Raw genomic sequence first — 23,940 nt, forward strand, 5'->3', positions numbered from 1 at the left:
AAGCTGCTGAGCTTAACTAGGGGCTCGGCAGTTCTTTATTTGATAACCCTAGTTTCTAATAATTTTTTTAACCGTTTTTGTGTAAATTATATTAATATCTATGCTTACAAAAGTCCATCCTGAAAGATTATTTATTGGTTCAATTATGTTGGCCTTTGCATTATTAATCATGGCTACTGTTGGTATTAAGCCTCAACTGCTTCAAAGTCTTCAGTTTCTAATATTATTTGTATCTCTCCTTTTAGTAATTTGGATTGGGATTAAAGCAGGTAAATTTGATATTATTACGAATCGACTTCGCAATAGAGCAGTGGCTTGGCTTATTGCAGCAACATTCTCAACAGCTCTTTGGTCATTTGCTCATAAAAGTACTCAGCTAGTATTTCCAGCTCTTAAGGAGTTTCGAAAGATTTGGAATACGTTTGAGCCTTTTGCTTTGTTTGCGACAGTTGTATTTATTTTATTTGCCTTGATATTGTTTATCGTTGGATCCAGAGATTCTAAATTAGAGCGTCCAGGATTTATTGAGCGCTCCCTTGTTCATAATTTGTCTAGCAAAATTGCAGCATTACCTATGGTGTTAACTGCCGTTGGTGTTTTCGTTATAGCAACCTTGTGGACGGTTTATCATTCGTTTACGAATAGCCGCATGCTTCCAAAAAGTGAGTTTATTGGACTTGCTCAATACGAACGACTTTGGAACTCTGATCGCTGGTACATGTCTATAGAGAATTTAGCTATTTATGGCGCTTGCTCTTTAATTTTTTCTTTAGTTATTGGCTTTATGTTAGCGGCTTTATTGGATCAAAAAACAAGATTTGAAAATACTTTTAGAACTATCTTTTTATACCCATTTGCTCTTAGTTTTATTGTTACAGGGCTAGTATGGCAATGGATTTTAAACCCAGATTATGGTGTTCAAAAAATTGTTCGATCGTTAGGGTTTGATTCATTTGTATTTAACCCACTTTACAATATGGATATTGTCATCTATGGAATTCTAGCAGCGGGGCTTTGGCAGGGTACAGGGTTTATTATGTGCCTTATGTTGGCTGGTCTTCGCGGCATTGATCAAGAAATATGGAAGGCTGCAAGAATTGACGGTATTCCAATGTGGAAAACATATATTCAAATCGTCATTCCAATGATGCGCCCAGTTTTTATTACAACACTTGTTATCATTGCTGCTGGAATTATTAAAGTATATGACTTAGTTGTTGCTCAGACTTCAGGCGGACCAGGAATTTCCTCAGAGGTCCCTGCAAAATACGTATACGACTACATGTTTGGCGCACAAAATCTAGCTCAAGGCTTTGCTGCCTCAACTATGATGTTAGTTTCTGTTTTAATTGTATTAATTCCATTTACATATTTGGAATTTGGGAGACGTAAAAATGCCTAATTCTTCAGATGTAAAAATGACAGATGGCCCTAGAGGGCCAAAACCACGCAAGATGCTAAGTCGAAGAAATATTATTCTTTATGGGACGCTTATATTTGTTGCCATATATTACTTAGTTCCTCTCTATGTGATGATTGTTACTTCATTAAAAGGAATGCCCGAAATTCGTCTAGGTAATATTTTTTCACCTCCAATTGAGGTTACTTTTGAGCCCTGGGTAAAGGCATGGGCACAGGCTTGTACTGGTCTTAATTGCGACGGTCTATCTAGGGGTTTTTGGAATTCAGTAAAGATAACTATCCCTTCAGTTTTTGTATCAATAGTAATTGCATCAATTAATGGTTATGCTCTGGCAAACTGGCGCTTTAAGGGAGCCAATCTGTTTTTTACAATCTTAATATTTGGCGCATTTATACCTTATCAGATTATGATTTATCCACTTGTAATATTGCTGCGTGATTTGGGACTTTATACAAAATTACCTGGCTTAATTCTTATTCATACTATATTTGGAATGCCTATTTTAACGTTATTATTTCGTAATTATTTCACGACCATTCCTGAAGAGCTTTTTAAAGCAGCTAGGGTTGATGGAGCAGGTTTTTGGGGGATATATTTCCGAGTAATGATGCCGATGTCGCTACCAATTTTTGCCGTCGCTATTGTTTTGCAGGTGACAGGAATTTGGAATGACTTTCTATTTGGTGTGATCTATACAAAACCAGAAAATTATCCAATGACTGTACAGCTAAATAATATTGTGAATTCAGTTCAAGGAGTTAAAGAATATAACGTAAATATGGCCGCTACCTTGTTGACCGGTCTGGTGCCTTTGGCTATCTACTTTATTTCAGGAAAGCTCTTCGTGCGCGGCATTGCTGCAGGCGCCGTTAAAGGTTAAAAAAGGATAATTAAAAAATGAATAGTATAGAAATTAAAAATCTTTCACTAAATTTTGGTGATGTTAAAGTTCTTAAAGACCTTAATTTAACGATTGAAAAAGGAGAATTTTTAGTTCTCTTAGGCGCTTCAGGTTGTGGTAAATCAACTTTGCTTAACTGCATCGCCGGTTTACTGGATGTTACGGATGGTCAGATTTTTATCAATGAGCAAAATGTTACTTGGCTTGAGCCAGCGCAGAGGGGTATTGGTATGGTATTCCAATCTTATGCGCTTTATCCGCAAATGACGGTTGAGGGTAATCTTTCGTTTAGCTTAAAAAATGCAAAACTTGCTAAAGATGAGATTAATAGACGAGTGAAGAATGCTTCAGAGATCCTTCAAATTGAGGATCTTTTAAAGCGGAAGCCTGCAGCGCTTTCTGGTGGTCAGCGTCAACGAGTAGCAATAGGGCGAGCTTTAGTAAGAGACGTTGACGTTTTTTTATTCGACGAACCTTTATCTAACCTAGATGCTAAATTAAGAACTGAGCTAAGAGTTGAGATTAAAAGGCTTCATCAAAAATTAAACAATACGATGATTTATGTAACTCATGATCAAATTGAAGCAATGACATTAGCAAATCGTATAGCAATTATGAGAGACGGGTTGGTCTTACAATTGGATGACCCAAAAAATATTTATAATTTTCCTATTAATAAATATGTTGCAGAGTTTATTGGCTCTCCAGGTATGAATTTCCTTCAAGGAAAGATTAATAATAAGGACAATGTAAGCTTTCAAATTGACGATACTTTATTTGAATTAGATGGCTATAATTTTCAAACAATTGTTGAGGACAAAAGGCCTGTATGGCTAGGAGTAAGGCCCGAAAATATAGTGGTTAATGACGGCAATAAAAGTATGCCTGTTAATTTTGATGTAGTCGTTGAGGTTATTGAGCCTATGGGTGCTGACACACTTGTTTGGTCACATTTTAATGGTCATGAATTTCGATTTACTGTTGACGGAAATAAAGTTATCAATATAGGCGAAAAAATTAACTTAGGTTTCGATCCTCTTCACATTTCTATCTTTGACTTTGAGAGCGAAGATAGGCTATAACTAATTTTTTAATATTATATAGGTTGATATTTATGTATAAATTTCCTAAAGATTCGCAATTAAATGATCCTAAATTCCTTTTTGGTGTTGCAACTGCATCTTATCAAATTGAAGGCGCAACAAACGTTGATGAGCGCTGCACTTCAATTTGGGATACTTTTTGCGCCACACCAGGTAAGGTTTATAAGCAACATAATGGCGATGTTGCTTGCAATCATTACAACTTATATCAGCAAGATGTTGACTTAATTTCATCATTAGAAGTTGATGCATATAGACTTTCAATTGCATGGCCTCGTATTATAAAACTTGATGGAAGTGTTAACCAGAAAGGGCTTGATTTTTATGATAGGTTAATCAGCGCCTTAGAAGAAAAAAATATTAAAATAATGGCTACTCTTTATCATTGGGATTTACCTCAATATTTAGAGGATGAAGGTGGCTGGTTAAACAGAGAGACATCAACTAAATTTGCTGAGTATGTCGAGGTTATAAGTTCCTATTTTGGCGACAGAATTGATTTTTACGTTACCTTGAATGAGCCATGGTGTAGCGCTTATCATGGCTATCGTTATGGAATCCATGCCCCAGGTATTGTAGGTGATAAATCTGGTTTTTTGGCTTGCCATAATTTGCTGTTGGCTCATGGCTTGGCAATGCCAATATTAAGAAAAAATGCCGCAAACTCTAAGCACGGAATTGTACTAAACTTTACTCCTAATTATCCTGTTGATGATTCCGCTATTGAAGCTGCACAATTTGCAGATGATGAGCATTCCCATTGGTTTATTAAACCAATTATGGAAGGGAAATATCCTGAATCTGTGTTTCAGCATTTTATTGATGCAATGCCGACCATTGAAGACAATGATATGTCTATTATTAGTGAGAAAATTGACTTCTTGGGGGTCAATTTTTACTCCCGAAGTATGGTTGAGAGTGGCAGACAAGGAAAGGTTTCTGATACTATTTTGAAAAAACTCGAGCGTGCAGAAGCTCGTGTTCAAGAGTTCAATGATGTTTCTGCTGAGGACACTAAGGCAGAGCAGCTACAAAAGCTAATGAATCAAAAAAATTCTCACTATCAAAATGTTGATTTAGATGAAGTAGAGCGAACACATATTGGTTGGGAAGTTCACCCAAAAGCGCTTCTTAAATTGTTAACGGATCTTCATGAAACATACAACTTACCACCGATTTATATTACTGAAAATGGAGCTGCAGTAGATGACCACTTAATCGATGGGGTGGTTGATGATGAGCAGCGTTATCGTTATTACCAAAATCACTTGTCTATGGTTGATCAAGCAATTAACAAAGGAGTTGATATTAGAGGTTATTTTGCATGGAGCCTTATGGATAATTTTGAGTGGGCAGAGGGCTACAAAATGCGTTTTGGTATTGTATATGTTGACTATGAAACTCAAAAAAGAACGCTTAAGCGAAGTGCCATTAAGTTCCAGGAGTTTTTAAAGGCTCGGAAACAAGGATTATTGGTTTAGAAATAGTCTAAATATTGCGTACAAATGTAACCTTAAAGGTAATAAATTGTGACACTTTGACACAAATTAAAAAATCTCATAGTTTAAAATTTAGAAAGTTTTTGCATTCTACTTTAAATATTTTTTTAGCGACTTTATGAATAAACTACATTCGGATATTGGCCTAATAGGTCTAGGTGTAATGGGATCTAGTCTTGCTTTAAATATGGAGAGTAATGGCTTTAGAGTCTCTGTTCATAATCGCACGTCCCCACAAATAGATAATTTAGTAAATAAGCGATCTAAAAACAATAATATCTTAGGTTTTGTTGATCTCGATGATTTTGTTGATTCTATCAAGAAGCCAAGAAAAATTATGCTGATGGTAGTAGCTGGAACAGTTGTAGATGATTATATTAATAAACTTATTCCTCTTATTGACAAAGGCGACATCATTATTGATGGTGGCAACTCTCATTACCCCGACACTATTAGAAGAACTAAAGAGCTAGAAGACAAGGGCTTTCAGTTTATTGGTGCCGGCGTCTCTGGAGGTGAAGAGGGTGCTCTAAAGGGCCCTTCAATCATGCCAGGAGGCTCAGTATCTGCTTGGCCTGAAGTAAGAGGTATATTTCAGGCAATTTCCGCTAAAGTTGAAAATAACGAGCCCTGTTGTGACTGGATAGGTGAAGATGGCTCTGGCCACTTTGTAAAAATGGTCCATAACGGCATTGAGTATGGTGACATGCAGCTTATTTGTGAAGCTTACCAAGTCATGAAAGATGTCTTGGATATTTCGAACGATGAAATACATCAAGTATTCAAAAAGTGGAACGAGGGAGAGCTTAGTAGCTATTTAATCGAAATCACTGCAGACATAGTTAAATTTAAAGATAAAGATGGGACTTATCTTGTTGATAATATTTTAGATGCGGCGGGTCAAAAAGGAACTGGGAAGTGGACTGCAACGGTTGCCCTTGAACTTGGCACGCCTCTTACGTTAATTGGAGAAGCAGTATTTTCAAGATACCTTTCATCCATTAAGCAAGAACGCATCGAGGCATCAAAGTTGTTAAGTGGCCCAAGCCATGCTTTTGAAGGTAACAAGGAGCAAGTTCTCAATGATATTCATGATGCACTATATGCTTCAAAGATTGTTTCTTATGCCCAAGGATACGCCTTACTAACAAAAGCAGCTAAAGAATTTAATTGGAATCTTAACTACGGCGGTATTGCTCTTATGTGGCGCGGAGGCTGCATCATTCGCTCGGCTTTCTTAACTAAAATTAAAGATGCCTATGACGCTAATTCTGAGTTGCAAAACTTATTACTAGATCCTTTTTTTAAAGATAAGATTAATAAATCTCAAGATGGCTGGCGCCGAGTTTGCTCATTAGCAATTAGTCATGGCGTGCCAATACCTGCAATGACCTCCTCTCTGTCATATTTTGACGGTTACAGGACTGAGAGACTGCCAGCTAACCTACTTCAAGCTCAGCGCGATTATTTCGGTGCCCACACCTATGAGCGGCTAGATGCAAAAAAAGGTGAATTTTTTCATACTGAGTGGATCAAGGATAGTTAATTATGAAGCCTGAAGCTGCTATAAAAATTAAAAGCTTTGTGCTTTTTGGGGCCCTAGGGGATCTATCTATTCGTAAGTTAATACCTGCCTGGTATTATCTAGAGCGTGACCATAAGCTTGATAATGATTTACAGATTTTAGGTGTTGGAAGACAGGTGCTAACGAAGTCTCAGTTCAAAGAAAAAGTAAATAATGCTCTGAGCACTAATGTCTCAGATGAGTACTTAGACGTTGATATTATTTCTAGACTTTTGAATCGCATTGATTACTGTTGCTGTGATCTTCAGAATCCTAATAGTTACCAAGAGTTAAGTTTAAGTCTTAAGGAGTGGAGTAAGCCAGTCGCTTACTATTTAGCAATCTCCCCAAAGCTCTTTGAAAGTGTTTTTGATGGTCTAAATAGCGAACAAATAATAACCAGTTCATGCAGAATTATTGTTGAGAAACCTATTGGGTATGATCTTGAGTCTTCTAAGGACATTAATGCCAAACTTTTAAAGCACTTTAATGAGTCTCAAATTTATCGAATTGATCACTATCTAGGAAAAGAAACAGTGCAAAACCTTATCACTCTTAGGTTTGCAAATTCATTGTTTTCAAGTCAATGGAACAGTAAGGGTATTGATTATATTGAGATAACTGCCACAGAATCTGTTGGTATTGAGGATCGTTGGGGTTATTTTGATGGAATGGGGCAGCTAAGAGATATGGTGCAAAGCCATCTTCTTCAGTTACTATGCCTAATAACAATGGAGCCACCCAACCACCTTAATGATCAGAGCATTCGCTCAGAGAAGGTGAAGGTTCTTGAAGCTTTAAAACCGATTAATGAGGAAGGGATTGAGTCGAATTTTGTTTCTGCGCAATATACCAATGGTAAAAATAAACTTGCCTATATTGATGAAGAAGGTGCAGTCGTAACAAGTGACACAGAGACTTTTGTAAGTATTAAGGCAGAAATACAGAACTGGCGCTGGAAAGGGGTCCCTTTCTACTTAAGAACTGGCAAAAGAATGACAAGTAAAATGACGCAAATTGTTATTCATTTTAAATCTGATGGGCACTATATTTTTGATCAAGACACTGAAAGTTTAAAAGGTAACACCTTAATTATCAGTTTACATCCTTCTGAAAGTATCTCTTTGCAGGTTTTTACTAAGCCCCACGGCGTTGACAAGCACTCAACTTTAAGATCTGACCCTATGAGCCTAGATTTTATAAAAACGCAAAAATTACTCAATATTCCAAGCGGCTATCAAAGTCTCTTGATGGATATTCTCAATGGTAACCAGAGTTTATTTCTCTGTAAAGAAGAGGTCGAGCTTGCCTGGCAGTGGTGTGATAATGCTTTAGAAGCCCACAAAAAAACAAATCAAGAGCTTTATTTCTATCCTGCAGGGACTAATGGACCTAAGGAGAGTGAGCTACTTATTCAGAGCAACGGACATGAATGGTATGAGGAGTAGTAAAACTTATTATTTGCCCGATTCTGTTGACTTTTATAGTACAAATAATAGTGAATCATTGGCTATAGATTTATCTCAAAGTATTGGTGAAATTTTAACTGAAGCAATCAAAAAAAGAGGCCGTGCAAGTATCGCTGTTTCTGGAGGAAGTACGCCTATTCCGCTTTTTAAAAAGTTTTCGTTGTTAAATATTGATTGGAAAAAAGTAGATTTAACATTAGTTGATGATCGATGGGTTGACCCTAAGAGTAAAGATAGTAACGAATTGCTTGTGAGAACGCTTTTTATAAAAAATAAGGCGTCCAAGGTCAATTTTATTCCGTTAAAAAATGACTCAAAAACAGCTAAAGATGGTCAAAGAAATAGTGAAGAGATGTTAAAAAATATCAAGCTTCCTTTTGACGTTATTGTTTTAGGTATGGGCTCTGATGGACATACTGCATCTCTTTTTCCTTGCTCGGAAGAGCTTTCTGAGGGGATGAATCTAAATAATTTAAACTGTTTGATTTCGACCTCTCCAAAGACTGCGCCTTATGAGCGCTTAAGCCTTACCGCAAGGGTAATTATTGATGCTAAAAATGTTTTTCTGCATCTGAATGGGTCCAGCAAACTCCATACTCTAGAAAGTGTAATGGAGTATAAAGATTCAAGCAAAATGCCAATCTATACTTTTTTAGAAAATGGACTTAGCATCTACTGGAGCCCTTAAATAATTTTATTTTAAGTTGTCTGTCATAATGCACTTTATTTTTTGAAAAAGCAATGGATAATAATCTGTTTAATAGTTAAATTTAAAATTCACTTATGAAAATTAATAATATTGACGGCGAAGTTGTTAAAGATAATGAAACTTATATTCTTAAGGATAACACCTCACTAAATAACTTTGTAATAAGCTCAACAACGCTTCATGCTGGCAAATCAACAAAGGGTCACAGCCATGCTGGTAAAGAAGAGGTCTACATGATTATGAGTGGAAATGGAAAAATGGATCTTGACGACAAGACTATATTAATCGAGGGTGGTGATATGGTTCTGATTGAGGATGGCGTTTTTCATCGGGTTCATAATTTGGGCGAAGTCGATTTGTATATGGTTTGCATATTTGATGGAGAGCGAGAAAATGTTTATAAATCCTAACTATTTCTGGAGAGTTTAATTATTAGTAATCAGCCTTATAATTTGGTAGGAGATATTGGCGGTACAAATGCTAGATTTGCCCTTGTTGCTCCAGGTAAGTCTGAGCTAATGAGTATAAAAACGCTTCAGTGCACAAAGTTTGAAACAGTTCAGGAAGCAATTAATTCTTATATTTCTTCAATTAATGACGCTGAAATTATTTCAGCATGCATAGCCTCTGCAGGAACAACGCACTTAGACATCTTTAAACCTGCAAATAATGATTGGGTTATTAATAAAAGTAATGTCTCTTCAGCTTTGAATGATATTCAGGTTAATTGGATTAATGACTTTTCAGCGCAAGCCCTTGCAACTACTACACTCAAGGATAATGATGTTATTATTATTAATCAGGGAGCTGTTCAGCCTGAAAGAGTCCGGCTGGTTATTGGTCCTGGGACGGGCTTAGGAACTTGCGGACTGATTAATTCATCTAACGGATGGGTTCCACTTCCTGCGCAAGGAGGGCATTCAGATTTTGCGCCAAACTCTAACTTAGAAATTGAGATTTGGACTTTATTAAAAAAGCAATTTGGCCATGTTGCAGTTGAGCGAATATTGTCTGGGCCAGGTATTGTTAATTTGTATAAAGCTTTATGCCAAATTAATGAAAAAGAAGTGTTGTTTAATTCACCCTCAGAGATTACTTCTGCTGCAATAAAAGTTAATCCAGATTCAATGTCCAAAGAAACACTCCACTTGTTTTGTCAAATATTTGGCTCAGTCACTGGAACTATTGCTTTATCAACAGGCTGCTTAGGTGGCATTTATATTACAAGTGATCTGGTAAGAAACTTTTTAGATTTCTTTATTGATAGTGACTTTTTAAAAAGTTTTGAAGACAAAGGGCGCTTAAAATATTATATGACTGATATTCCAATCTTTATATCAAAAAAAGAAAATATGGGCCTAATTGGAAGTACTTACCAACTAAACAAGTAAAGAGCTTTATTTAATGTCTAGGGCCGTTTTAAGAAGGATTTGCGCGATCTCATCACGAGATCCAAAGTAGTTTGCTACTTTAATTTCTAAACCTGGACTTCCTTCAGAGGCCTCAGTAATTTCATTAGGTATATCTTTGGTGATGTGAACCCCGGCAGATAGGAAATAAGGCAATATTGTAACTTTAGTTGCGCCTAGTTCAGTACACTCTTTAATTGCTTCTGGAATAGAAGGTGAGGCGAACTCCAAGAAGGCAGGCATTACTTTGTCAAATTCTTTCGGTTCTAGTGTCGAAATTTTTTCTGATAAAGATTCAATCTCAATGTTTGATTCTTTTCTTCTGCTGCCGTGGGCAACTAGTAATAATATATGCATATTTTTTATATAATAATGAAAGTCGTAATATGTAAATAACTACAATAGATATAGATAACATGTTTTACAGTGAAAGGCACTTTATAGGGTATCTTATCACCTTGAAAAAATAAATTTGAGAGACTAAATTGTACCAATGTACTTCAATACACGAATCTGCGAGTGACGCAAAAATTGGGATTCTTTTGTCTAATTTGGGAACTCCTGATGCACCTACGAAGAAGGCAGTTAAGCCTTATTTACGGCAGTTTTTATCAGATACAAGGGTTATTGAGCCTCCTCCTCCTCGCTGGATTTGGAAAATTATATTAAATGGGGTAATTCTTAACTTAAGACCAAGAAAATCAGCGAAGGCCTATCAAACTGTTTGGGATACGCATGGAAAAGGATCACCGCTTCTATCAATTGCAAAAAAACAAAAAAATGCAATAGCAATAGAGCTTGAAAAGCTTGCACCTGGTAAGTTTGCTGTGTCTTTAGGTATGAGCTATGGAAATCCATCAATGGGCTCTGCACTAAACGAGCTTGAGGCTCAGGGATGTAATAATATTATTATCTTACCTTTATATCCTCAATATGCTGGGGCATCAACTGGTTCAGTTTTTGATGCAGCTGCTAGAGAGCTGATGAACTGGAGAAATGTTCCTGACTTAAGGTTTATTAGTAGCTACAGTAAAGAAGATTTATATATTGAAGCTTTAGCTAATAGTGTTAAAGAATATCAAGCAGCTCATGGTAAGCCCGATCTCCTTTTAATGTCATACCACGGAATACCTAAGCGCTACTTTGATAAGGGAGATAACTACCCATGTCAGTGCTGCAAAACTACGTTTCTTTTGGCATCTAAGTTAAATTTAAAGCCTAATGAATATACTATGACGTTCCAATCTAGACTGGGAGCTGGCGAATGGATGAAGGAATATACTGACAAAACATTAAAGGCACTTCCAGCCAAAGGCGTGAAAAATGTTCAAGTTATCTGTCCTGGTTTTTCTGCAGATTGTCTTGAGACGATTGAAGAGATTAGTGAAGAAAATCATGATTACTTTATGGAGTCAGGCGGTGAAAAATTTGGCTATATTCCAGCACTTAATGACAGAAAAGACCACATTGAATTCCTAACACAGCTTCTACTAAAAAATGCAGTAGGGTGGATGTAATAAGATGAAGATTGTCATCTTTGGTGGTTCGGGATTAATTGGTAATGCGCTTGCAAAAAATCTTTCAGCTAGTCATGAAGTTCAGTGTTTAAATAGAAGTGCTTTCAAATCTATAGATACTTTGTCATTGTCATTAAAAGATAGTGATCTTGTTATTCAACTGTCTGGATCGACTATTGCAAAGCGATGGACTAAGAGTCATCTAAAAGAAGTTTGGGAGAGTAGAATCGATACTACTCAAATGCTCTCAAAAGCAATAAGCATGATGACAACCAAGCCAAAGGTTATGTGCGCTTCAGGGGTTAGTTTTTATCCTGAGTCAGATTGCAGTAACCCTCACTCTGAGAATGGCTTAAGAGGTGAGGGTTATCTTGCTGAGCTTTCTGTTGCATGGGAGAGCGCTGCAAAGTCAATCTCAGAAGACACTATAATTTTAAGATTTGGGGTTGTTCTTTCAAGAAGTGGAGGCGCTTTTATGAAGCTTTATTGGCCTTATTTTTTTGGATTAGGCGGCCCAATTGCAAGTGGAAACCAATGTTTTTCTTGGATTCACATAAAAGATCTTGTAAGAGCTGTTAATTTTATTTTAAATAATCCAAAAGCTAAGGGTGTGTATAACATTACTGCGCCAGAGCCTATTCCTCAAAAGGTATTGGGCAAAGCTCTTGCTAGTGCTTTAAAAAGACCATTTTTAGTGCCGCTTTGGGAATGGCAGTTAAAGCTACTTTTTGGAAGTGGATCACAAATATTGACAGAGAGTATATCTGTTATCCCAAAAAAAATACTTGAGGAAGGCTTCATTTTTGATTATCCAGATATTAAGAGTGCAATGGATGATCTTACTTAGTAAGATTTTTTAATGCTTTAGCCTGAAGTTTCTTTGGTATATGATAAAATATAATATTGAGTTTCACCCTGTAACAAAGAATTACTTTTAGACTTTCCATCTTGGAGGGTCTTTTTTTTGTATTAAATTTTGGAGAAGATATGAAAGTAACTAAAGATAAAGTCGTTTCAATGCATTACACCCTTAAGAATGATGTGGGAGACGTTATTGATTCGTCTGAAGGCAAAGAAACTATGGACTTTTTACAGGGTCATGGAAACATAATTCCAGGATTAGAGACAGCTTTAGAGGGCTCTAAGAAAGGCGATAAGGTTGAGGTTTCTATTGAGCCTGAAGAGGGTTATGGCCTTAAAATGGATGATGCAATTCAAGAAATTCCAAGAACTGCCCTACAAGGAATTGATGAGGTAACTATTGGGATGCAGCTCCAATCTCAAGACCAAGATGGAAGCCCTTTTGTTGTGACTGTTATTAAGCTGGATGATGAAAAGATTACTGTTGATGCAAACCATCCTTTGGCTGGAGAAACTCTTCACTTTTCAGTCTCTATTGAAGACGTTAGAGATGCATTGGAAGAGGAGGTTTCTCATGGTCATGCTCACTCTGCTGGTGGACACTCCCACTAAATAAATATGACTCTTAGCGGACTAAAGTGATTAATAAGATTGCTTGTCCGCTTTGTAAGATAACTAATAGCTCTAAATTCTATAAAGAGAAGTTTCGTGAATATTTATGCTGTTTAAGTTGTGATTTTGTTTTTGTTCCAAAAATGTATCACCTCTCAGATGCTGAGGAAAAATCAAGATACGATACCCATAATAATGATCCTAATGATCATCGTTATCGACACTTCTTATCCCAACTATTAGTGCCCCTTTTAGAAAGGATCCCACAAAAATCAAATGGCCTTGATTTCGGCTCAGGCCCTGGCCCAACGCTTTCTCTTATGCTTGAAGAATGTGGACACTCTGTGGATCTCTATGACAAGTTCTATGCTAATGATATTTCTGTATTTGAGAAAAAGTATGACTTTATTAGTGCTACTGAAGTAGTGGAGCACTTGAGTGAGCCTATGGCAGAGATAAGCAGACTTATTGAAATGCTTAATAATCAAGGTCACCTTGCTGTAATGACCCAAATATTAACCCCTCAAATTGACTTTAGCTCATGGTATTACAAGAATGACCCATCTCATATAGGCTTTTTTACTAAAAAGTCGCTAAGTTTCTTAGCAAGCTATTTGAATATTGAGGTTTATTTTATTTCAGAAAGGGTGGTTTTCTTCCAAAAAAATAGTTAAGGAAGGATGTTAAGATAGCTTTCGTAGCGATTAGGGTGTATTTCTCCTAATTCAACAGCCTCTTTAACAACACATCCTGGCTCATTAATATGGTGACAGTTTCTAAACCTGCACTCACCGGCTAGTGATTTAAATTCTCTAAAGCCATTAACTATTTGTTTTTCAGAAAGGTTATCCAGTTGAAACTCTCGTATTCCTGGGGAGTCAATTAAGTCACCGCCACTAGGGATATGATAAATAGTTGTATTTGTCGTGGTATGCTTGCCAAGCTTACTCTTACTAGAAATTTCATTCACTCTAAGTTCTAAATCTGGGATTAATGAATTAATGAGTGACGATTTTCCAACGCCAGACTGACCGAGAAAAATATGCGATTTATTAACAAGCTTTGTTTTGAATTCTTTCAGGTTTGTTTCATTTTTAACGCTTAAAAAGTGGACGTCATACCCAAGCTCTTGGTAGTTTGAAAAGTCACTTTCTAATTGCTCATTATTTTTTGAAAGTTCAATTTTATTAACAACAATGTTAATTGGCAGATTGGAGTCTTCTGCGATTACAAGATAACGATCAATAAGCTCAAACTGATAGTGGGGCTCAATAGCGACAATAAGCCAAAGCTGATCAATATTGGCAGCTATTAGACGCTCTTGCCTCTTTAGTTCTGTTTTCCTTGGGAATATTGCTGTTACTATTCCTTCACCTTCTTTTGTTGTCTGTAGTAGAACCTGGTCTCCTGCGACAGAAAATCCAATATTTTGACGACTGACTGCCTGAAAAATTTCACCACTTTTAAGTTCAACAAGTTGCCGCTGGCCGTACCTTGTAATAACTAAACCCTTATGTCCAGCCTCATTATTGTCTACATTTGACTCTGCTTTAATAGATGCTTTATTTGACCGGGCAATTTTTTCAGATTGAACCTTATCAATTCGCCACTGCTGTCTTCTAGTAAGGGCCACTAAATGATCAATTTATAATTGTAGGCGCTCAATTCTGAGAACTGCACTTGGGTGAGAATCATGAAAGGCTGAGTAGTACTTATCTGGAGATAATGACGATGAATTTTCTTTATAAAGTTTAATTAGAGATGAAATTAAGTCATTTGCATCTGTATGACCAGCTGCAAAAGCATCTGCTTGAAACTCATGCTTTCTAGATGCAAGGTTACTGAAAGGCGTAATGAAAAAACTAAAGACTGGAAGTGCCAAAGCGAAAAGAACAAGCGCAGCATGAGATGATGGCTCAGACACTCCAAGTCCATTATAAAACCAAGCTTGATTTATTAGGAAACCTAACAAAGCAAGACTAGCAAAACTAAATATAAAAGAACTTGCCATCCTTTTTTGCGTGTGCTTATGATGAAAGTGTCCCAGTTCATGTGCTAGTATCGCTTCAATTTCTTTATCTTCCATACCTTTGAGGAGTGTATCAAAGAACACGATTCTTTTATTTTTACCAATTCCTGTGAAGTATGCGTTTCCATGAGACGATCTTTTAGATCCATCCATAACATAAATACCATTACTCCCAAATCCTGTTCGAGTAAGTAGGCTTGTAATTCTACTTTTAAGGCTCTCATTGTCTAGTGGATTAAATTTATTAAAAATTGGTGCTATATAAGAAGGATAAACCCACATCATTATTAGTGAAAATCCACTAATAATTACCCAAACATAAATCCACCAGTAATTCCCAATAGCTTCAATATTCATAAGAAATAAAATTGCATAGATCAGAGGAAGCATTAAAATTAAAGTTAATAAGATCTCTTTATATAGATCCCCTACAAAAGTTTTAATAGTCATCCGGTTAAATCCAAATCTTTGTTCAAGAACAAAGGTGCGATAGATGCTAAAGGGGAGGTCAATTAGGCTTGCAATTAACATGATGCTCAGAACAAAAACTGTCCCCATTAAAACAGGATCTAAAATTCTTTGGCTCCAATAGGAATCAAGTGAATCCATGGCCCCACCAAGCGTCCAAATAAGAAGCACAACTGTAGAAAAAATGATTTCAAAATGATTTAAAAGAAGTTTGGCTTTGGTGTAGTTACCTGCTTTTTGATGATCTTCAAGCTTAATGGATTCACTAAAGCCTTCTGGAACAGCATTAAAAGAGTTATTTATTGCTTTATCTTGTCTAAAGTTAAGCCAAAGTAATGATAAAACAGACGCTGAAATTGCGAATAAAAAAATAAAAGTAAATAAGTTGAATTCCATTTTTTTTAATTTAGAAGGGAAAAAGTTTTCAGATCTAATTATACCTAGTGATTTAACATATATTAGATATTGAAAATTTCATAAATTGCTGGGTATAATTTCGTGATAAATATCAAATATATATAGTTTAATTTTTAAAAATTAAGGTTTTTTATGATGACAATGGAAGACAGAGATGGATTCATCTGGATGGATGGAGATTGGGTTGATTGGCGTGAAGCAAAAGTTCACGTCCTAACACATACCTTGCATTATGGTATGGGCGCTTTTGAAGGTGTTCGCGCTTATGAAACATCCGATGGACCTGCAATTTTTAAACTTGAAAAGCACACTGAGCGCTTATTTAATTCAGCTCGGATTCTTGGAATGAGCATCCCTTTTGATGCGGATATTCTAAACCAAGCTCAAAGAGAGGTTGTTACAAAAAATAATCTAAACTCTGCCTATATTAGACCCATGTGTTTTTATGGTTCAGAAGGTATGGGCTTAAGGGCCGACAATTTAAAGGTTCACGTAATGATAGCTGCTTGGGAGTGGGGCTCTTATTTAGGTGAAGACAACATGAGAAAAGGCATTCGAATTCGAACCTCTTCTTATATTAGGCATCATGCTCATCCCTCTTTAAGTGGGGCAAAGATGAATGGTAACTATATTAATTCAATGATGGCCCTTAAAGAGGCCCAAGATCATGGCTTTGATGAGGCCTTAATGCTTGATGTTGATGGCTTTGTTTCGGAAGGTAGCGGTGAAAATATTTTTGTAATTAAAGATGAAGTTCTCTATACGCCTCATTTAACTTCTGCTTTGCCAGGAATAACTCGAGATACTATTTTTACTTTAGCAAAATCTTTGGGTTATAAAATTACTGAAAAGAAAATTTCTTGTGATGACATCTATAATGCTGATGAGGCATTCTTTACAGGAACTGCAGCAGAGGTTACGCCAATAAGAGACCTCGATGGAAACCAAATAGGAATAGGATCACGAGGCCTAATTACTGAGAAGCTTCAAGCTTTATATTTTGATTGCGTTCATGGGCGTAATGAAGACTATAAATATTGGATTGAGAGTGGGAGATGTTCTTGAAAAAACTAAATCATCCTGACTCCACCTTTGTTTTAGTTTCCAAAAATGAAATCCCTTTCCATTGCCCTCCAAAAGGTGAAAAGACATGGAATATGCACCCTAAAGTATTTCTTTCATTTTCGGAAGAAGGAAAATCAAAATGCCCATATTGCGGCGCTAATTATCAGTTAGATACATAAAATTTTTTCCTTTGAAAAAATGCAATCAAAAATAAAAAATATTATTCTAGTTGGCCCAATGGGTTCAGGTAAGACAACTATTGGGCGGCGTTTATCAGAAAAGTTAAGTCTTGATTTTTTTGACTCAGATCATGAAATTATTGATACAACAGGCGTAAGCATTGATCATATATTTGATGTTGAAGGTGAAAAAGGCTTTAGGGCTCGAGAATCTGATGTAATAAAAAAATTATGTGTTACTCCTAATATAGTTTTAGCAACTGGAGGCGGCGCAGTAATCCTTAAGGAAAATCGTGAACTGATCAAGAAAGCAGGTGCAGTGGTTTATCTTTCATCATCCGTTGATCAAATTCTTAGAAGGACCGCAAAGTCAAAAACTCGGCCTCTACTTGAAAAAAGTAACAATCGAAGAAAAACGATTACTGATATTTTAGAAGCTAGGGATTCCTTATACAAAGAGGTTGCTTCAGTCATTATTAATACCAATGGAAAAAAACTTAATGAAGTGATTGATGAAATTATTGAAGCGCTATAGGCTTTATATTTTTATTTTTTGCATAAAATTCATCAAAACTTCACTAAAATATTTATTTGTTACTCTAAAATGATACTTTTTTATGTTAATTGTTTTGAACAGACAAAGGGGATAGGATGTTAAAGAGAGCTAGTCTTTCGGTATTTTTGTTAATATCATCAAATGCAAGTGCCATAACCCTAAATGAATTCAGTGAAAGGTTAGTGGAAACGCACCCTTATTTTGTTCAGCTATCTCTATCTGAAAAAACAAGCCTATTGGATCAAAAAGCATCTTTAACTTACTCTGACTGGAATATAAAGGCCGGCGTAAGTGAGGCATTTACAGGTGGTGAAGATTCTTCTTCAAGACTCTATAAAGATTTGTATTCAACTAAATATGAAGTTTCTGCAAATAGAAAAGTTGAAGACTCAGGTGCTAGCGTTAATTTAAAGCACTCTTTAACTCGAAATGATAAAGACAGTAATGCCTCTCATTCAAATCTCTTGGCGTTTGATTATGTTCGCCCGTTACTTCAAAATAAAGATGGCTTGAATGACCGTCTTGCTACTGATCTAGCTTCGTTAGATATGATGGCAAAGCAAGTGAGCCTTGAAGAGCAAGCTGAAACATTTTTAGCGTCTAAGCTTTCTAAATTTATCGATTTAGCCCTCAAACAAGAAGTTGTAAAAAACCATCAAATTTCACTTGATTTATCAAAGCAGCAGCTTGATTTGGATGAAGAAAAATATGAAAACTCGCTGATTGATAAGTCTGTTTTAATTCAGCAAAAAGACTCATATGTTAAAGCTAAGCAGCAATTACTCCAGTCCAGTAAAGAATTAATTATCGAAAGAAGAGAGCTCGCTAATCTAATAGGCTCTAAAGAGTCAGATATGATTGTTGAACTTGACTTATTCGAAGTCCATAACTTAACTGAAATTGATCCTAGCTCTTTTGTCAAAAACTCAAGATTAATTCAAAAGTTTGACTTTGATAAAGCTAGATTTCAAAGGCAGTTAATAACTTTTGAAGATAAAACAATGCCTAGTGTTAATTTAAATTTAGGCTTATCTTCGTTGGGTGAGGACGACAAGTATTTTGGCAGCTTTGGTAACAGGGATTACTCTTGGAGTGTTGGTGTTGATATCTCTTATCCATTAGGCTCTAGAAAAGAACTAATAGATGTTGAGCGCGCTGAAATTAGCATTGATAATGTGGATGCTAAAAGGCAAGAGACTGAGATTACAAATGTTCAACAAATTAACTATTTGCTTGCACAAGTTGACTTATTGTCCGAACTTGTTGTGCTTTACTTGGAGCAGGGCTCTTTAGCCGAAGAAATGGTTATTGAGGAACAGATCAAGTTTGGTGAGGCTCGTGGTCAAAAATCATTAGTGATTGCAGCAAAAAGAAATGCTAACCTTGCAAACCTGACTTATCTGCAAGCAGCTGGTACTTACCAAAAAATAGTAATTGATTACAAAGCAGCAATCGATCAATTGTATAAATAAAAATGATTCGCCTGTTTTTATCTTTATGCTCTATTTTGCCTCTGAAGATTAATCATACATTTGGGGCATTAATAGGTAAATTACTCTATATTTTTGGTTCTGAAGCAAAAAAAGTTTCAGTTCAAAATGTTGAAATCTGTTTTCCTGAGCTCAGCCTTAAAGACCAAAAGTCTCTTGTTAAAAATGCACTTATTCATACAGGCAAAAATTTAACTGAATCTGGTTTAATTTGGAATCAAAGCTTTTCAAAAAATGTGAACTATGTTCGTGATTTTAATGGTGAGCATTATTTAGACAATCAAAAAAAAACTATTCTACTGGTGCCTCATATTGGATGCTGGGAGCTAACAGGTAGGGTTCTTGCTAATACAAGAAAAGTTACGTTTATGTATAAACCACTGAGAAGTCAAAAACAAAATGATTATTTATTTAAGCGCAGAAATAAAGGTAACTTGACTATGGCTAGCGCTGATAAATCTGGAATTTTAAAGATTCAACGCGCATTAAAAAATAATGAACTTATTGGGATGTTACCTGATCAAGACCCAGGAGGGGAAGGGGGCATTATGTCTCCATTTTTTAATAAAGAGGCCAACACAATGACCTTGCTTGCTAAAATTGCAAATAAGAATGATCTGCAGGTATTAATGTTTTGGGCCAAAAGACTTCCTAAAGGAAGGGGTTATGAGCTTAATCTCGAGCCTGTTGAACTTAATTTAAATGGTGATACTTTAGAAGATCACGTTGCATCCATGAACCACTGTATTGAAGATTTAATTAGAAAGATACCAGAGCAGTATATGTGGAGTTACAAACGATTTAAATCAACGCATACATACGGCTAATTATCTGAATCCAAGTAATTGTTATTTTATTGTCACAAAAATCTTGTCATTATCAATAATGGTATAATTTATCTATGAGAATTTTTGAAGATGTAAGAAGCGTTTTTGACCGCGACCCAGCGGCAAGAAATGTATTTGAAATACTTACCTGTTATTCAGGGGTTCAGGCTGTAATTATTTATCGCTTAACTCATTTATTATGGGGTTATAAACTCTTCTGGCTTGCGCGCTTTATTTCTACTTTTGCGCGCTGGTTTACTGGCATTGAAATTCATCCTGGCGCTGTCATTGGGAGACGCTTTTTTATTGACCATGGTATGGGCGTTGTTATTGGTGAAACTGCTGAGATTGGTGATGACTGCATGATGTACCACGGAGTTACTCTCGGCGGAACCTCTTGGGATAAAGAGAAGCGCCATCCCACATTAAAAGACGGCGTAGTTATTGGAGCAGGTGCAAAAATTCTAGGTCCAATTACTCTAGGCCTTAATGTTCGTGTTGGTTCAAATTCAGTTGTAGTAAGGTCAGTTGATGACAATGACACTGTAGTTGGCATCCCAGGACGCGTCGTTGTTAAGAAGGCTAGTGAGAGTGATACGTTTGACTCTTACGCTGCAAGCTCAAGTGGTCGCTCTAATGACCCAACTATTCAAGCTGTAGATTCTATTATTGAGCGCTTGGCTGAAATCGACAAGAAAATAGCCAATCTGCCTGTTGATTCTAAGCCCATAAAAGAAGACTCATAAATTGTTGAAAATAAGTAATTGTTGAGTGAATTTAATACTTGACTATTTTCGTTGGTTACTAGTATAATTTACTTGAATTTTTTAATAAACTAATAATGTTATGCAACTAACTACTAAAGGAAGATACGCAGTAACTGCAATGCTTGATCTTGCATCTAATGAGTCAGCTAAACCTGTCACACTGGATATGATTTCTCAAAGGCAAAATATCTCACTTTCTTACTTAGAGCAGCTCTTTGCTAAGCTAAGAAAAGCATCATTGGTTAAAAGTGTTCGAGGTCCAGGTGGCGGTTACCTTTTAAATGTTAACGCTGTGGACGTTACTCTTACACAAATTATTGAAGCTGTTGATGAGAACATAGATTTACGTCGCTGTCACGGCTCAAAAGATTGCTTAAGGGGTAAGCAGTGTTTGTCACATCACTTGTGGTGTGAGGTAAGTGACCAAATAAGAGGGTTTCTGAGTACCAGAAATCTTCAACAGGTCATTGATGATTATAAAATTAATCAAGATATACAATTACATTAATAATTAAGGAATATAAATAATGCTAACTCCAACTTATATGGACTATTCATCTACTACTCCAGTAGATGCTCGTGTTGCTAAAAAAATGGCTAAATTCTTAACAATGGAAGGTGATTTTGGGAATCCAGCTTCACGCTCTCATTTTTATGGATGGCAGGCTGAAAAAGCGGTCGATGAGGCGCGCTCACAAGTAGCTGATCTAGTAGGGGCTGATCCAAGAGAGATTGTCTGGACTTCAGGCGCGACTGAGTCAAACAATCTGGCAATCAAAGGTATTGCTCACTTTTATGAAAAGCGTGGTAAGCATATTATTACCCTAAAAACTGAACACAAGGCTGTCCTAGATACATGCCGCCAACTTGAAAGAGAAGGTTTTGAGGTCACTTATTTAGACCCATTGCCGAACGGATTGTTAGATATGGATGTTTTTAAGAAAACAATAAGAGAGGATACAATTCTTGCCTCAATTATGCATGTTAATAATGAGATTGGTGTCATCCAAGATTTACAGGCTATTGGTGATATTTGTAGAGAAAATAAGGTGTTTTTCCATGTTGATGCTGCTCAATCAGTTGGTAAGTTAGAGATCAATTTAGAGTCACTTCCGGTTGACTTAATGAGTTTTTCAGCGCATAAGATATATGGACCTAAGGGTATGGGAGCGCTTTATGTGTCTCGTAAGCCAAGAGTAAGACTTGAGGCTCAGATGCATGGTGGTGGACATGAGCGCGGAATGCGATCTGGCACGTTAGCTACCCATCAAATTGTTGGTATTGGTGAAGCGTTCGCAATTGCTAAAGCTGAAATGAAAGATGAAGGTATAAGGGTTCAAAAGCTACGTGATAGATTGCTTGCTGGTTTTTCTGACATGGAGGAGGTTGTTGTTAATGGTGACCTAGACCAAAGAATTTCAGGAAATTTGAATATAAGTTTTAACTACGTTGAAGGTGAATCTCTAATGATGGCGATTTCTGATGTAGCGGTGTCTTCTGGCTCTGCTTGCACTTCATCAAGCTTAGAGCCTTCTTATGTGCTCCGAGCTTTAGGGCTTACTGATGAACTGGCACACAGTTCAATTCGTTTCAGTGTTGGTCGATATACAACTGAAAAAGATGTCGATGATGCAATTACACTGGTTCGTGAAAAAGTTCAAAAATTAAGGGATTTATCGCCTCTATGGGATATGTTTAAGGATGGGGTTGATTTAAGTACAGTTGAATGGGCTGCGCACTAAGTAGGCTAAGTGTTTAAATCAATAAAATATAACGGTATAGAGTAAAATTAAACTTAAATTCGGAGTAATTTATGGCATATGGTAAAAAAGTAATGGATCACTATGAAAACCCACGTAATGTTGGAGTTTTAGATAAAGATGCCGCAAATGTAGGAACAGGAATGGTTGGAGCTCCTGCTTGTGGTGACGTCATGAGATTGCAAATTCAAATAAATGATGAAGGTGTAATCGAAGAGGCTAAATTTAAAACGTATGGGTGCGGCTCAGCAATTGCCTCATCATCTCTTTTAACCGAGTGGGTTAAAGGAAAGACGTTGGATGAAGCAGCTCAGATTAAAAATACTGAAATTGTAGAAGAGTTAGAGCTACCTCCCGTAAAGATTCATTGTTCAGTTCTGGCTGAAGATGCAATAAAAGCAGCCATTAATGATCTGAAGAGTAAGGCTAGCTAATAATTATGGCAATAACGTTAACTGAAAAAGCGGCAGAGAGAATGAGCGATTACTTAGCTAATCGAGGCACAGGTGTTGGTGTAAGGCTCTCTGTTCAAACGACAGGCTGTTCTGGCCTTGGCTATAACATGGAATTTGTTGATGCAGTTAATGACGATGACACCCTGTTTGATGACAAGGGCGTTAAAGTTATTGTTGATGCTAAAAGCTTAATTTATATAGATGGTACTGAAGTTGATTACCAAAAAGAAGGCCTAAACGAAGGTTTTGAGTTTAACAATCCAAATTCGAAAGCTGAATGTGGTTGTGGCGAATCCTTTACTGTTTAATTCGTTTTCGTTAGCTCTCAAGGTAAAACCCTAATGCAAAATTATTTTGAGTTATTTGATCTTGAAACATCATTCTTTATAGATGATGATCAGCTCAAATCTTCATATCGAAAAGAAATATCCAGGTTTCACCCGGATAAATACGCTACAAAGAGTGAGTCTGAAAAGCTTCAGGCGCTTCAAAATACATCGCTTTTAAATACAGCATTTACATCTCTTAAAACCCCATTAAATCGTGCAAGTTATCTACTTAAGATGCAGGGTTTAGACCCATTTGATGAGAGAGATACAGTAATGAATCATGATTTTTTGATTTCTCAGATTGACTTACGTGAAGAGCTTGAAGTAATTGAGGAAGATCGAGATAGCTTAGGCTTAGAGGGCTTTTTGGAGCGAGTTGATCTTCATATCGAAGAGAATACAGAATCAATTTATAAGGCTTTTGAGCTTAAGAGTGACCTCATGGATATCAAAATGAATGTAAGAGAACTCAAGTTTTATGATCAGCTCTATAAAGAAGCTAATAAATTAATGGACGAACTGCTCTAAGGA

Annotated in this window: 27 protein-coding genes; 24 read left to right on the top strand and 3 right to left on the bottom strand. The window is 36.4% G+C overall.

Annotated features, from left to right (window positions below):
- Positions 1–574 precede the first annotated feature (574 nt).
- The 9 genes from AC5YGD_RS04435 to glk all read left to right on the top strand — a co-directional run bounded on the left by AC5YGD_RS04435 (position 575) and on the right by glk (position 10,059).
- Complete coding sequence (locus tag AC5YGD_RS04435) at positions 575–1,402, top strand: ABC transporter permease subunit (RefSeq protein WP_496142349.1); 828 nt, start codon at positions 575–577, stop codon at positions 1,400–1,402.
- Complete coding sequence (locus AC5YGD_RS04440) at positions 1,395–2,303, top strand: ABC transporter permease subunit (protein ID WP_496142307.1); 909 nt, start codon at positions 1,395–1,397, stop codon at positions 2,301–2,303. The genes AC5YGD_RS04435 and AC5YGD_RS04440 overlap by 8 nt, the downstream gene beginning before the upstream one ends.
- Before the next feature lie 17 nt (positions 2,304–2,320).
- A complete protein-coding gene (locus AC5YGD_RS04445) occupies positions 2,321–3,406 on the top strand; it encodes an ATP-binding cassette domain-containing protein (RefSeq protein WP_496142308.1) in 1,086 nt (361 codons plus the stop codon).
- Positions 3,407–3,438: 32 nt separating this feature from the next.
- The gene (locus tag AC5YGD_RS04450) at positions 3,439–4,908 is read left to right on the top strand and encodes a family 1 glycosylhydrolase (protein ID WP_496142309.1); all 1,470 of its coding nucleotides are present in this window, start codon (positions 3,439–3,441) and stop codon (positions 4,906–4,908) included.
- A gap of 136 nt (positions 4,909–5,044) precedes the next feature.
- The gene (gnd, locus tag AC5YGD_RS04455) at positions 5,045–6,472 is read left to right on the top strand and encodes a decarboxylating NADP(+)-dependent phosphogluconate dehydrogenase (RefSeq protein ID WP_496142310.1); all 1,428 of its coding nucleotides are present in this window, start codon (positions 5,045–5,047) and stop codon (positions 6,470–6,472) included.
- 2 nt (positions 6,473–6,474) lie between these two features.
- Entirely contained in the window at positions 6,475–7,938 is a 1,464-nt protein-coding gene (gene zwf, locus AC5YGD_RS04460) for a glucose-6-phosphate dehydrogenase (RefSeq protein WP_496142311.1), read from the top strand.
- Complete coding sequence (gene pgl / locus AC5YGD_RS04465) at positions 7,892–8,647, top strand: 6-phosphogluconolactonase (RefSeq protein WP_496142312.1); 756 nt, start codon at positions 7,892–7,894, stop codon at positions 8,645–8,647. Before zwf ends, pgl begins: the two co-directional genes overlap by 47 nt.
- Positions 8,648–8,742: 95 nt before the next feature.
- Positions 8,743–9,078: a cupin domain-containing protein gene (locus AC5YGD_RS04470; protein ID WP_496142314.1), complete on the top strand. Its 336-nt coding sequence runs from the start codon at positions 8,743–8,745 to the stop codon at positions 9,076–9,078.
- Between the two features lie 42 nt (positions 9,079–9,120).
- Positions 9,121–10,059 (top strand): glucokinase, encoded by a 939-nt coding sequence (gene glk / locus AC5YGD_RS04475; protein WP_496142315.1) that lies wholly within the window; start codon positions 9,121–9,123, stop codon positions 10,057–10,059.
- 6 nt (positions 10,060–10,065) lie between these two features.
- Here glk and AC5YGD_RS04480 read toward each other — a convergent pair whose 3' ends face one another.
- Positions 10,066–10,434: a CbiX/SirB N-terminal domain-containing protein gene (locus tag AC5YGD_RS04480; RefSeq protein ID WP_496142316.1), complete on the bottom strand. Its 369-nt coding sequence runs from the start codon at positions 10,432–10,434 to the stop codon at positions 10,066–10,068.
- Between the two features lie 128 nt (positions 10,435–10,562).
- On the opposite strand from AC5YGD_RS04480, the gene hemH reads away from it, so the two are divergent.
- From hemH to AC5YGD_RS04500, 4 genes are all read left to right on the top strand, one after another.
- Positions 10,563–11,594, top strand: coding sequence for a ferrochelatase (gene hemH / locus AC5YGD_RS04485; RefSeq protein WP_496142317.1), 1,032 nt, complete (start codon positions 10,563–10,565; stop codon positions 11,592–11,594).
- A 4-nt stretch (positions 11,595–11,598) separates the two neighbouring features.
- A complete protein-coding gene (locus AC5YGD_RS04490; protein ID WP_496142318.1) occupies positions 11,599–12,441 on the top strand; it encodes a TIGR01777 family oxidoreductase in 843 nt (280 codons plus the stop codon).
- Positions 12,442–12,581: 140 nt separating this feature from the next.
- A complete protein-coding gene (locus tag AC5YGD_RS04495; protein ID WP_496142319.1) occupies positions 12,582–13,067 on the top strand; it encodes an FKBP-type peptidyl-prolyl cis-trans isomerase in 486 nt (161 codons plus the stop codon).
- A gap of 26 nt (positions 13,068–13,093) precedes the next feature.
- Positions 13,094–13,741 carry a methyltransferase domain-containing protein gene (locus tag AC5YGD_RS04500; RefSeq protein WP_496142320.1) on the top strand — a complete coding sequence of 216 codons (648 nt, stop codon included), beginning with the start codon at positions 13,094–13,096 and terminating at the stop codon, positions 13,739–13,741.
- Here AC5YGD_RS04500 and rsgA read toward each other — a convergent pair.
- Both rsgA and AC5YGD_RS04510 read right to left on the bottom strand, forming a co-directional pair.
- A complete protein-coding gene (rsgA, locus tag AC5YGD_RS04505) occupies positions 13,738–14,700 on the bottom strand; it encodes a ribosome small subunit-dependent GTPase A (protein ID WP_496142321.1) in 963 nt (320 codons plus the stop codon). The genes AC5YGD_RS04500 and rsgA overlap by 4 nt on opposite strands.
- Before the next feature lie 12 nt (positions 14,701–14,712).
- Positions 14,713–15,960: a M48 family metalloprotease gene (locus AC5YGD_RS04510; RefSeq protein ID WP_496142322.1), complete on the bottom strand. Its 1,248-nt coding sequence runs from the start codon at positions 15,958–15,960 to the stop codon at positions 14,713–14,715.
- A 156-nt stretch (positions 15,961–16,116) separates the two neighbouring features.
- Here AC5YGD_RS04510 and AC5YGD_RS04515 point away from each other — a divergent pair, with 156 nt between their 5' ends.
- From AC5YGD_RS04515 to hscB, 11 genes are all read left to right on the top strand, one after another.
- On the top strand, positions 16,117–17,046 hold the full coding sequence (locus AC5YGD_RS04515; protein ID WP_496142350.1) for a branched-chain amino acid transaminase: 930 nt from the start codon (positions 16,117–16,119) through the stop codon (positions 17,044–17,046).
- Positions 17,037–17,225 (top strand): zinc-finger domain-containing protein, encoded by a 189-nt coding sequence (locus AC5YGD_RS04520; RefSeq protein WP_496142323.1) that lies wholly within the window; start codon positions 17,037–17,039, stop codon positions 17,223–17,225. The genes AC5YGD_RS04515 and AC5YGD_RS04520 overlap by 10 nt, the downstream gene beginning before the upstream one ends.
- A gap of 19 nt (positions 17,226–17,244) precedes the next feature.
- Complete coding sequence (locus tag AC5YGD_RS04525; protein WP_496142324.1) at positions 17,245–17,760, top strand: shikimate kinase; 516 nt, start codon at positions 17,245–17,247, stop codon at positions 17,758–17,760.
- 116 nt (positions 17,761–17,876) lie between these two features.
- Entirely contained in the window at positions 17,877–19,253 is a 1,377-nt protein-coding gene (locus AC5YGD_RS04530; RefSeq protein WP_496142325.1) for a TolC family protein, read from the top strand.
- A 2-nt stretch (positions 19,254–19,255) separates the two neighbouring features.
- The gene (locus AC5YGD_RS04535; RefSeq protein ID WP_496142326.1) at positions 19,256–20,098 is read left to right on the top strand and encodes an LpxL/LpxP family acyltransferase; all 843 of its coding nucleotides are present in this window, start codon (positions 19,256–19,258) and stop codon (positions 20,096–20,098) included.
- 74 nt (positions 20,099–20,172) lie between these two features.
- Positions 20,173–20,844, top strand: coding sequence for a serine O-acetyltransferase (cysE, locus tag AC5YGD_RS04540; RefSeq protein ID WP_271557183.1), 672 nt, complete (start codon positions 20,173–20,175; stop codon positions 20,842–20,844).
- 100 nt (positions 20,845–20,944) lie between these two features.
- Positions 20,945–21,373 carry an Rrf2 family transcriptional regulator gene (locus AC5YGD_RS04545; RefSeq protein WP_271541747.1) on the top strand — a complete coding sequence of 143 codons (429 nt, stop codon included), beginning with the start codon at positions 20,945–20,947 and terminating at the stop codon, positions 21,371–21,373.
- A gap of 19 nt (positions 21,374–21,392) precedes the next feature.
- Positions 21,393–22,607 carry an IscS subfamily cysteine desulfurase gene (locus AC5YGD_RS04550; protein WP_271558569.1) on the top strand — a complete coding sequence of 405 codons (1,215 nt, stop codon included), beginning with the start codon at positions 21,393–21,395 and terminating at the stop codon, positions 22,605–22,607.
- Between the two features lie 71 nt (positions 22,608–22,678).
- Complete coding sequence (gene iscU, locus AC5YGD_RS04555; RefSeq protein ID WP_271541743.1) at positions 22,679–23,059, top strand: Fe-S cluster assembly scaffold IscU; 381 nt, start codon at positions 22,679–22,681, stop codon at positions 23,057–23,059.
- A 5-nt stretch (positions 23,060–23,064) separates the two neighbouring features.
- On the top strand, positions 23,065–23,388 hold the full coding sequence (gene iscA / locus AC5YGD_RS04560; protein WP_271541741.1) for an iron-sulfur cluster assembly protein IscA: 324 nt from the start codon (positions 23,065–23,067) through the stop codon (positions 23,386–23,388).
- A 33-nt stretch (positions 23,389–23,421) separates the two neighbouring features.
- Positions 23,422–23,937 (top strand): Fe-S protein assembly co-chaperone HscB, encoded by a 516-nt coding sequence (gene hscB / locus AC5YGD_RS04565; protein WP_496142327.1) that lies wholly within the window; start codon positions 23,422–23,424, stop codon positions 23,935–23,937.
- The last annotated feature ends 3 nt before the right edge of the window (positions 23,938–23,940 follow it).

This window comes from Candidatus Pseudothioglobus sp. uisw_070 (genome assembly GCF_059512545.2).

Bases quoted from the DNA above. Each gene is read 5' to 3' on its own strand.
- AC5YGD_RS04435 (WP_496142349.1), top strand. From the start codon at position 575: ATGGTGTTAACTGCCGTTGGTGTTTTCGTTATAGCAACCTTGTGGACG.
- AC5YGD_RS04440 (WP_496142307.1), top strand. From the start codon at position 1,395: ATGCCTAATTCTTCAGATGTAAAAATGACAGATGGCCCTAGAGGGCCA.
- AC5YGD_RS04445 (WP_496142308.1), top strand. From the start codon at position 2,321: ATGAATAGTATAGAAATTAAAAATCTTTCACTAAATTTTGGTGATGTT.
- AC5YGD_RS04450 (WP_496142309.1), top strand. From the start codon at position 3,439: ATGTATAAATTTCCTAAAGATTCGCAATTAAATGATCCTAAATTCCTT.
- gnd (WP_496142310.1), top strand. From the start codon at position 5,045: ATGAATAAACTACATTCGGATATTGGCCTAATAGGTCTAGGTGTAATG.
- zwf (WP_496142311.1), top strand. From the start codon at position 6,475: ATGAAGCCTGAAGCTGCTATAAAAATTAAAAGCTTTGTGCTTTTTGGG.
- AC5YGD_RS04470 (WP_496142314.1), top strand. From the start codon at position 8,743: ATGAAAATTAATAATATTGACGGCGAAGTTGTTAAAGATAATGAAACT.
- AC5YGD_RS04480 (WP_496142316.1), bottom strand. From the start codon at position 10,434: ATGCATATATTATTACTAGTTGCCCACGGCAGCAGAAGAAAAGAATCA.
- AC5YGD_RS04490 (WP_496142318.1), top strand. From the start codon at position 11,599: ATGAAGATTGTCATCTTTGGTGGTTCGGGATTAATTGGTAATGCGCTT.
- AC5YGD_RS04495 (WP_496142319.1), top strand. From the start codon at position 12,582: ATGAAAGTAACTAAAGATAAAGTCGTTTCAATGCATTACACCCTTAAG.
- AC5YGD_RS04510 (WP_496142322.1), bottom strand. From the start codon at position 15,960: ATGGAATTCAACTTATTTACTTTTATTTTTTTATTCGCAATTTCAGCG.
- AC5YGD_RS04515 (WP_496142350.1), top strand. From the start codon at position 16,117: ATGACAATGGAAGACAGAGATGGATTCATCTGGATGGATGGAGATTGG.
- AC5YGD_RS04520 (WP_496142323.1), top strand. From the start codon at position 17,037: ATGTTCTTGAAAAAACTAAATCATCCTGACTCCACCTTTGTTTTAGTT.
- AC5YGD_RS04525 (WP_496142324.1), top strand. From the start codon at position 17,245: ATGCAATCAAAAATAAAAAATATTATTCTAGTTGGCCCAATGGGTTCA.
- AC5YGD_RS04530 (WP_496142325.1), top strand. From the start codon at position 17,877: ATGTTAAAGAGAGCTAGTCTTTCGGTATTTTTGTTAATATCATCAAAT.
- AC5YGD_RS04535 (WP_496142326.1), top strand. From the start codon at position 19,256: ATGATTCGCCTGTTTTTATCTTTATGCTCTATTTTGCCTCTGAAGATT.
- cysE (WP_271557183.1), top strand. From the start codon at position 20,173: ATGAGAATTTTTGAAGATGTAAGAAGCGTTTTTGACCGCGACCCAGCG.
- AC5YGD_RS04545 (WP_271541747.1), top strand. From the start codon at position 20,945: ATGCAACTAACTACTAAAGGAAGATACGCAGTAACTGCAATGCTTGAT.
- AC5YGD_RS04550 (WP_271558569.1), top strand. From the start codon at position 21,393: ATGCTAACTCCAACTTATATGGACTATTCATCTACTACTCCAGTAGAT.
- iscU (WP_271541743.1), top strand. From the start codon at position 22,679: ATGGCATATGGTAAAAAAGTAATGGATCACTATGAAAACCCACGTAAT.
- iscA (WP_271541741.1), top strand. From the start codon at position 23,065: ATGGCAATAACGTTAACTGAAAAAGCGGCAGAGAGAATGAGCGATTAC.
- hscB (WP_496142327.1), top strand. From the start codon at position 23,422: ATGCAAAATTATTTTGAGTTATTTGATCTTGAAACATCATTCTTTATA.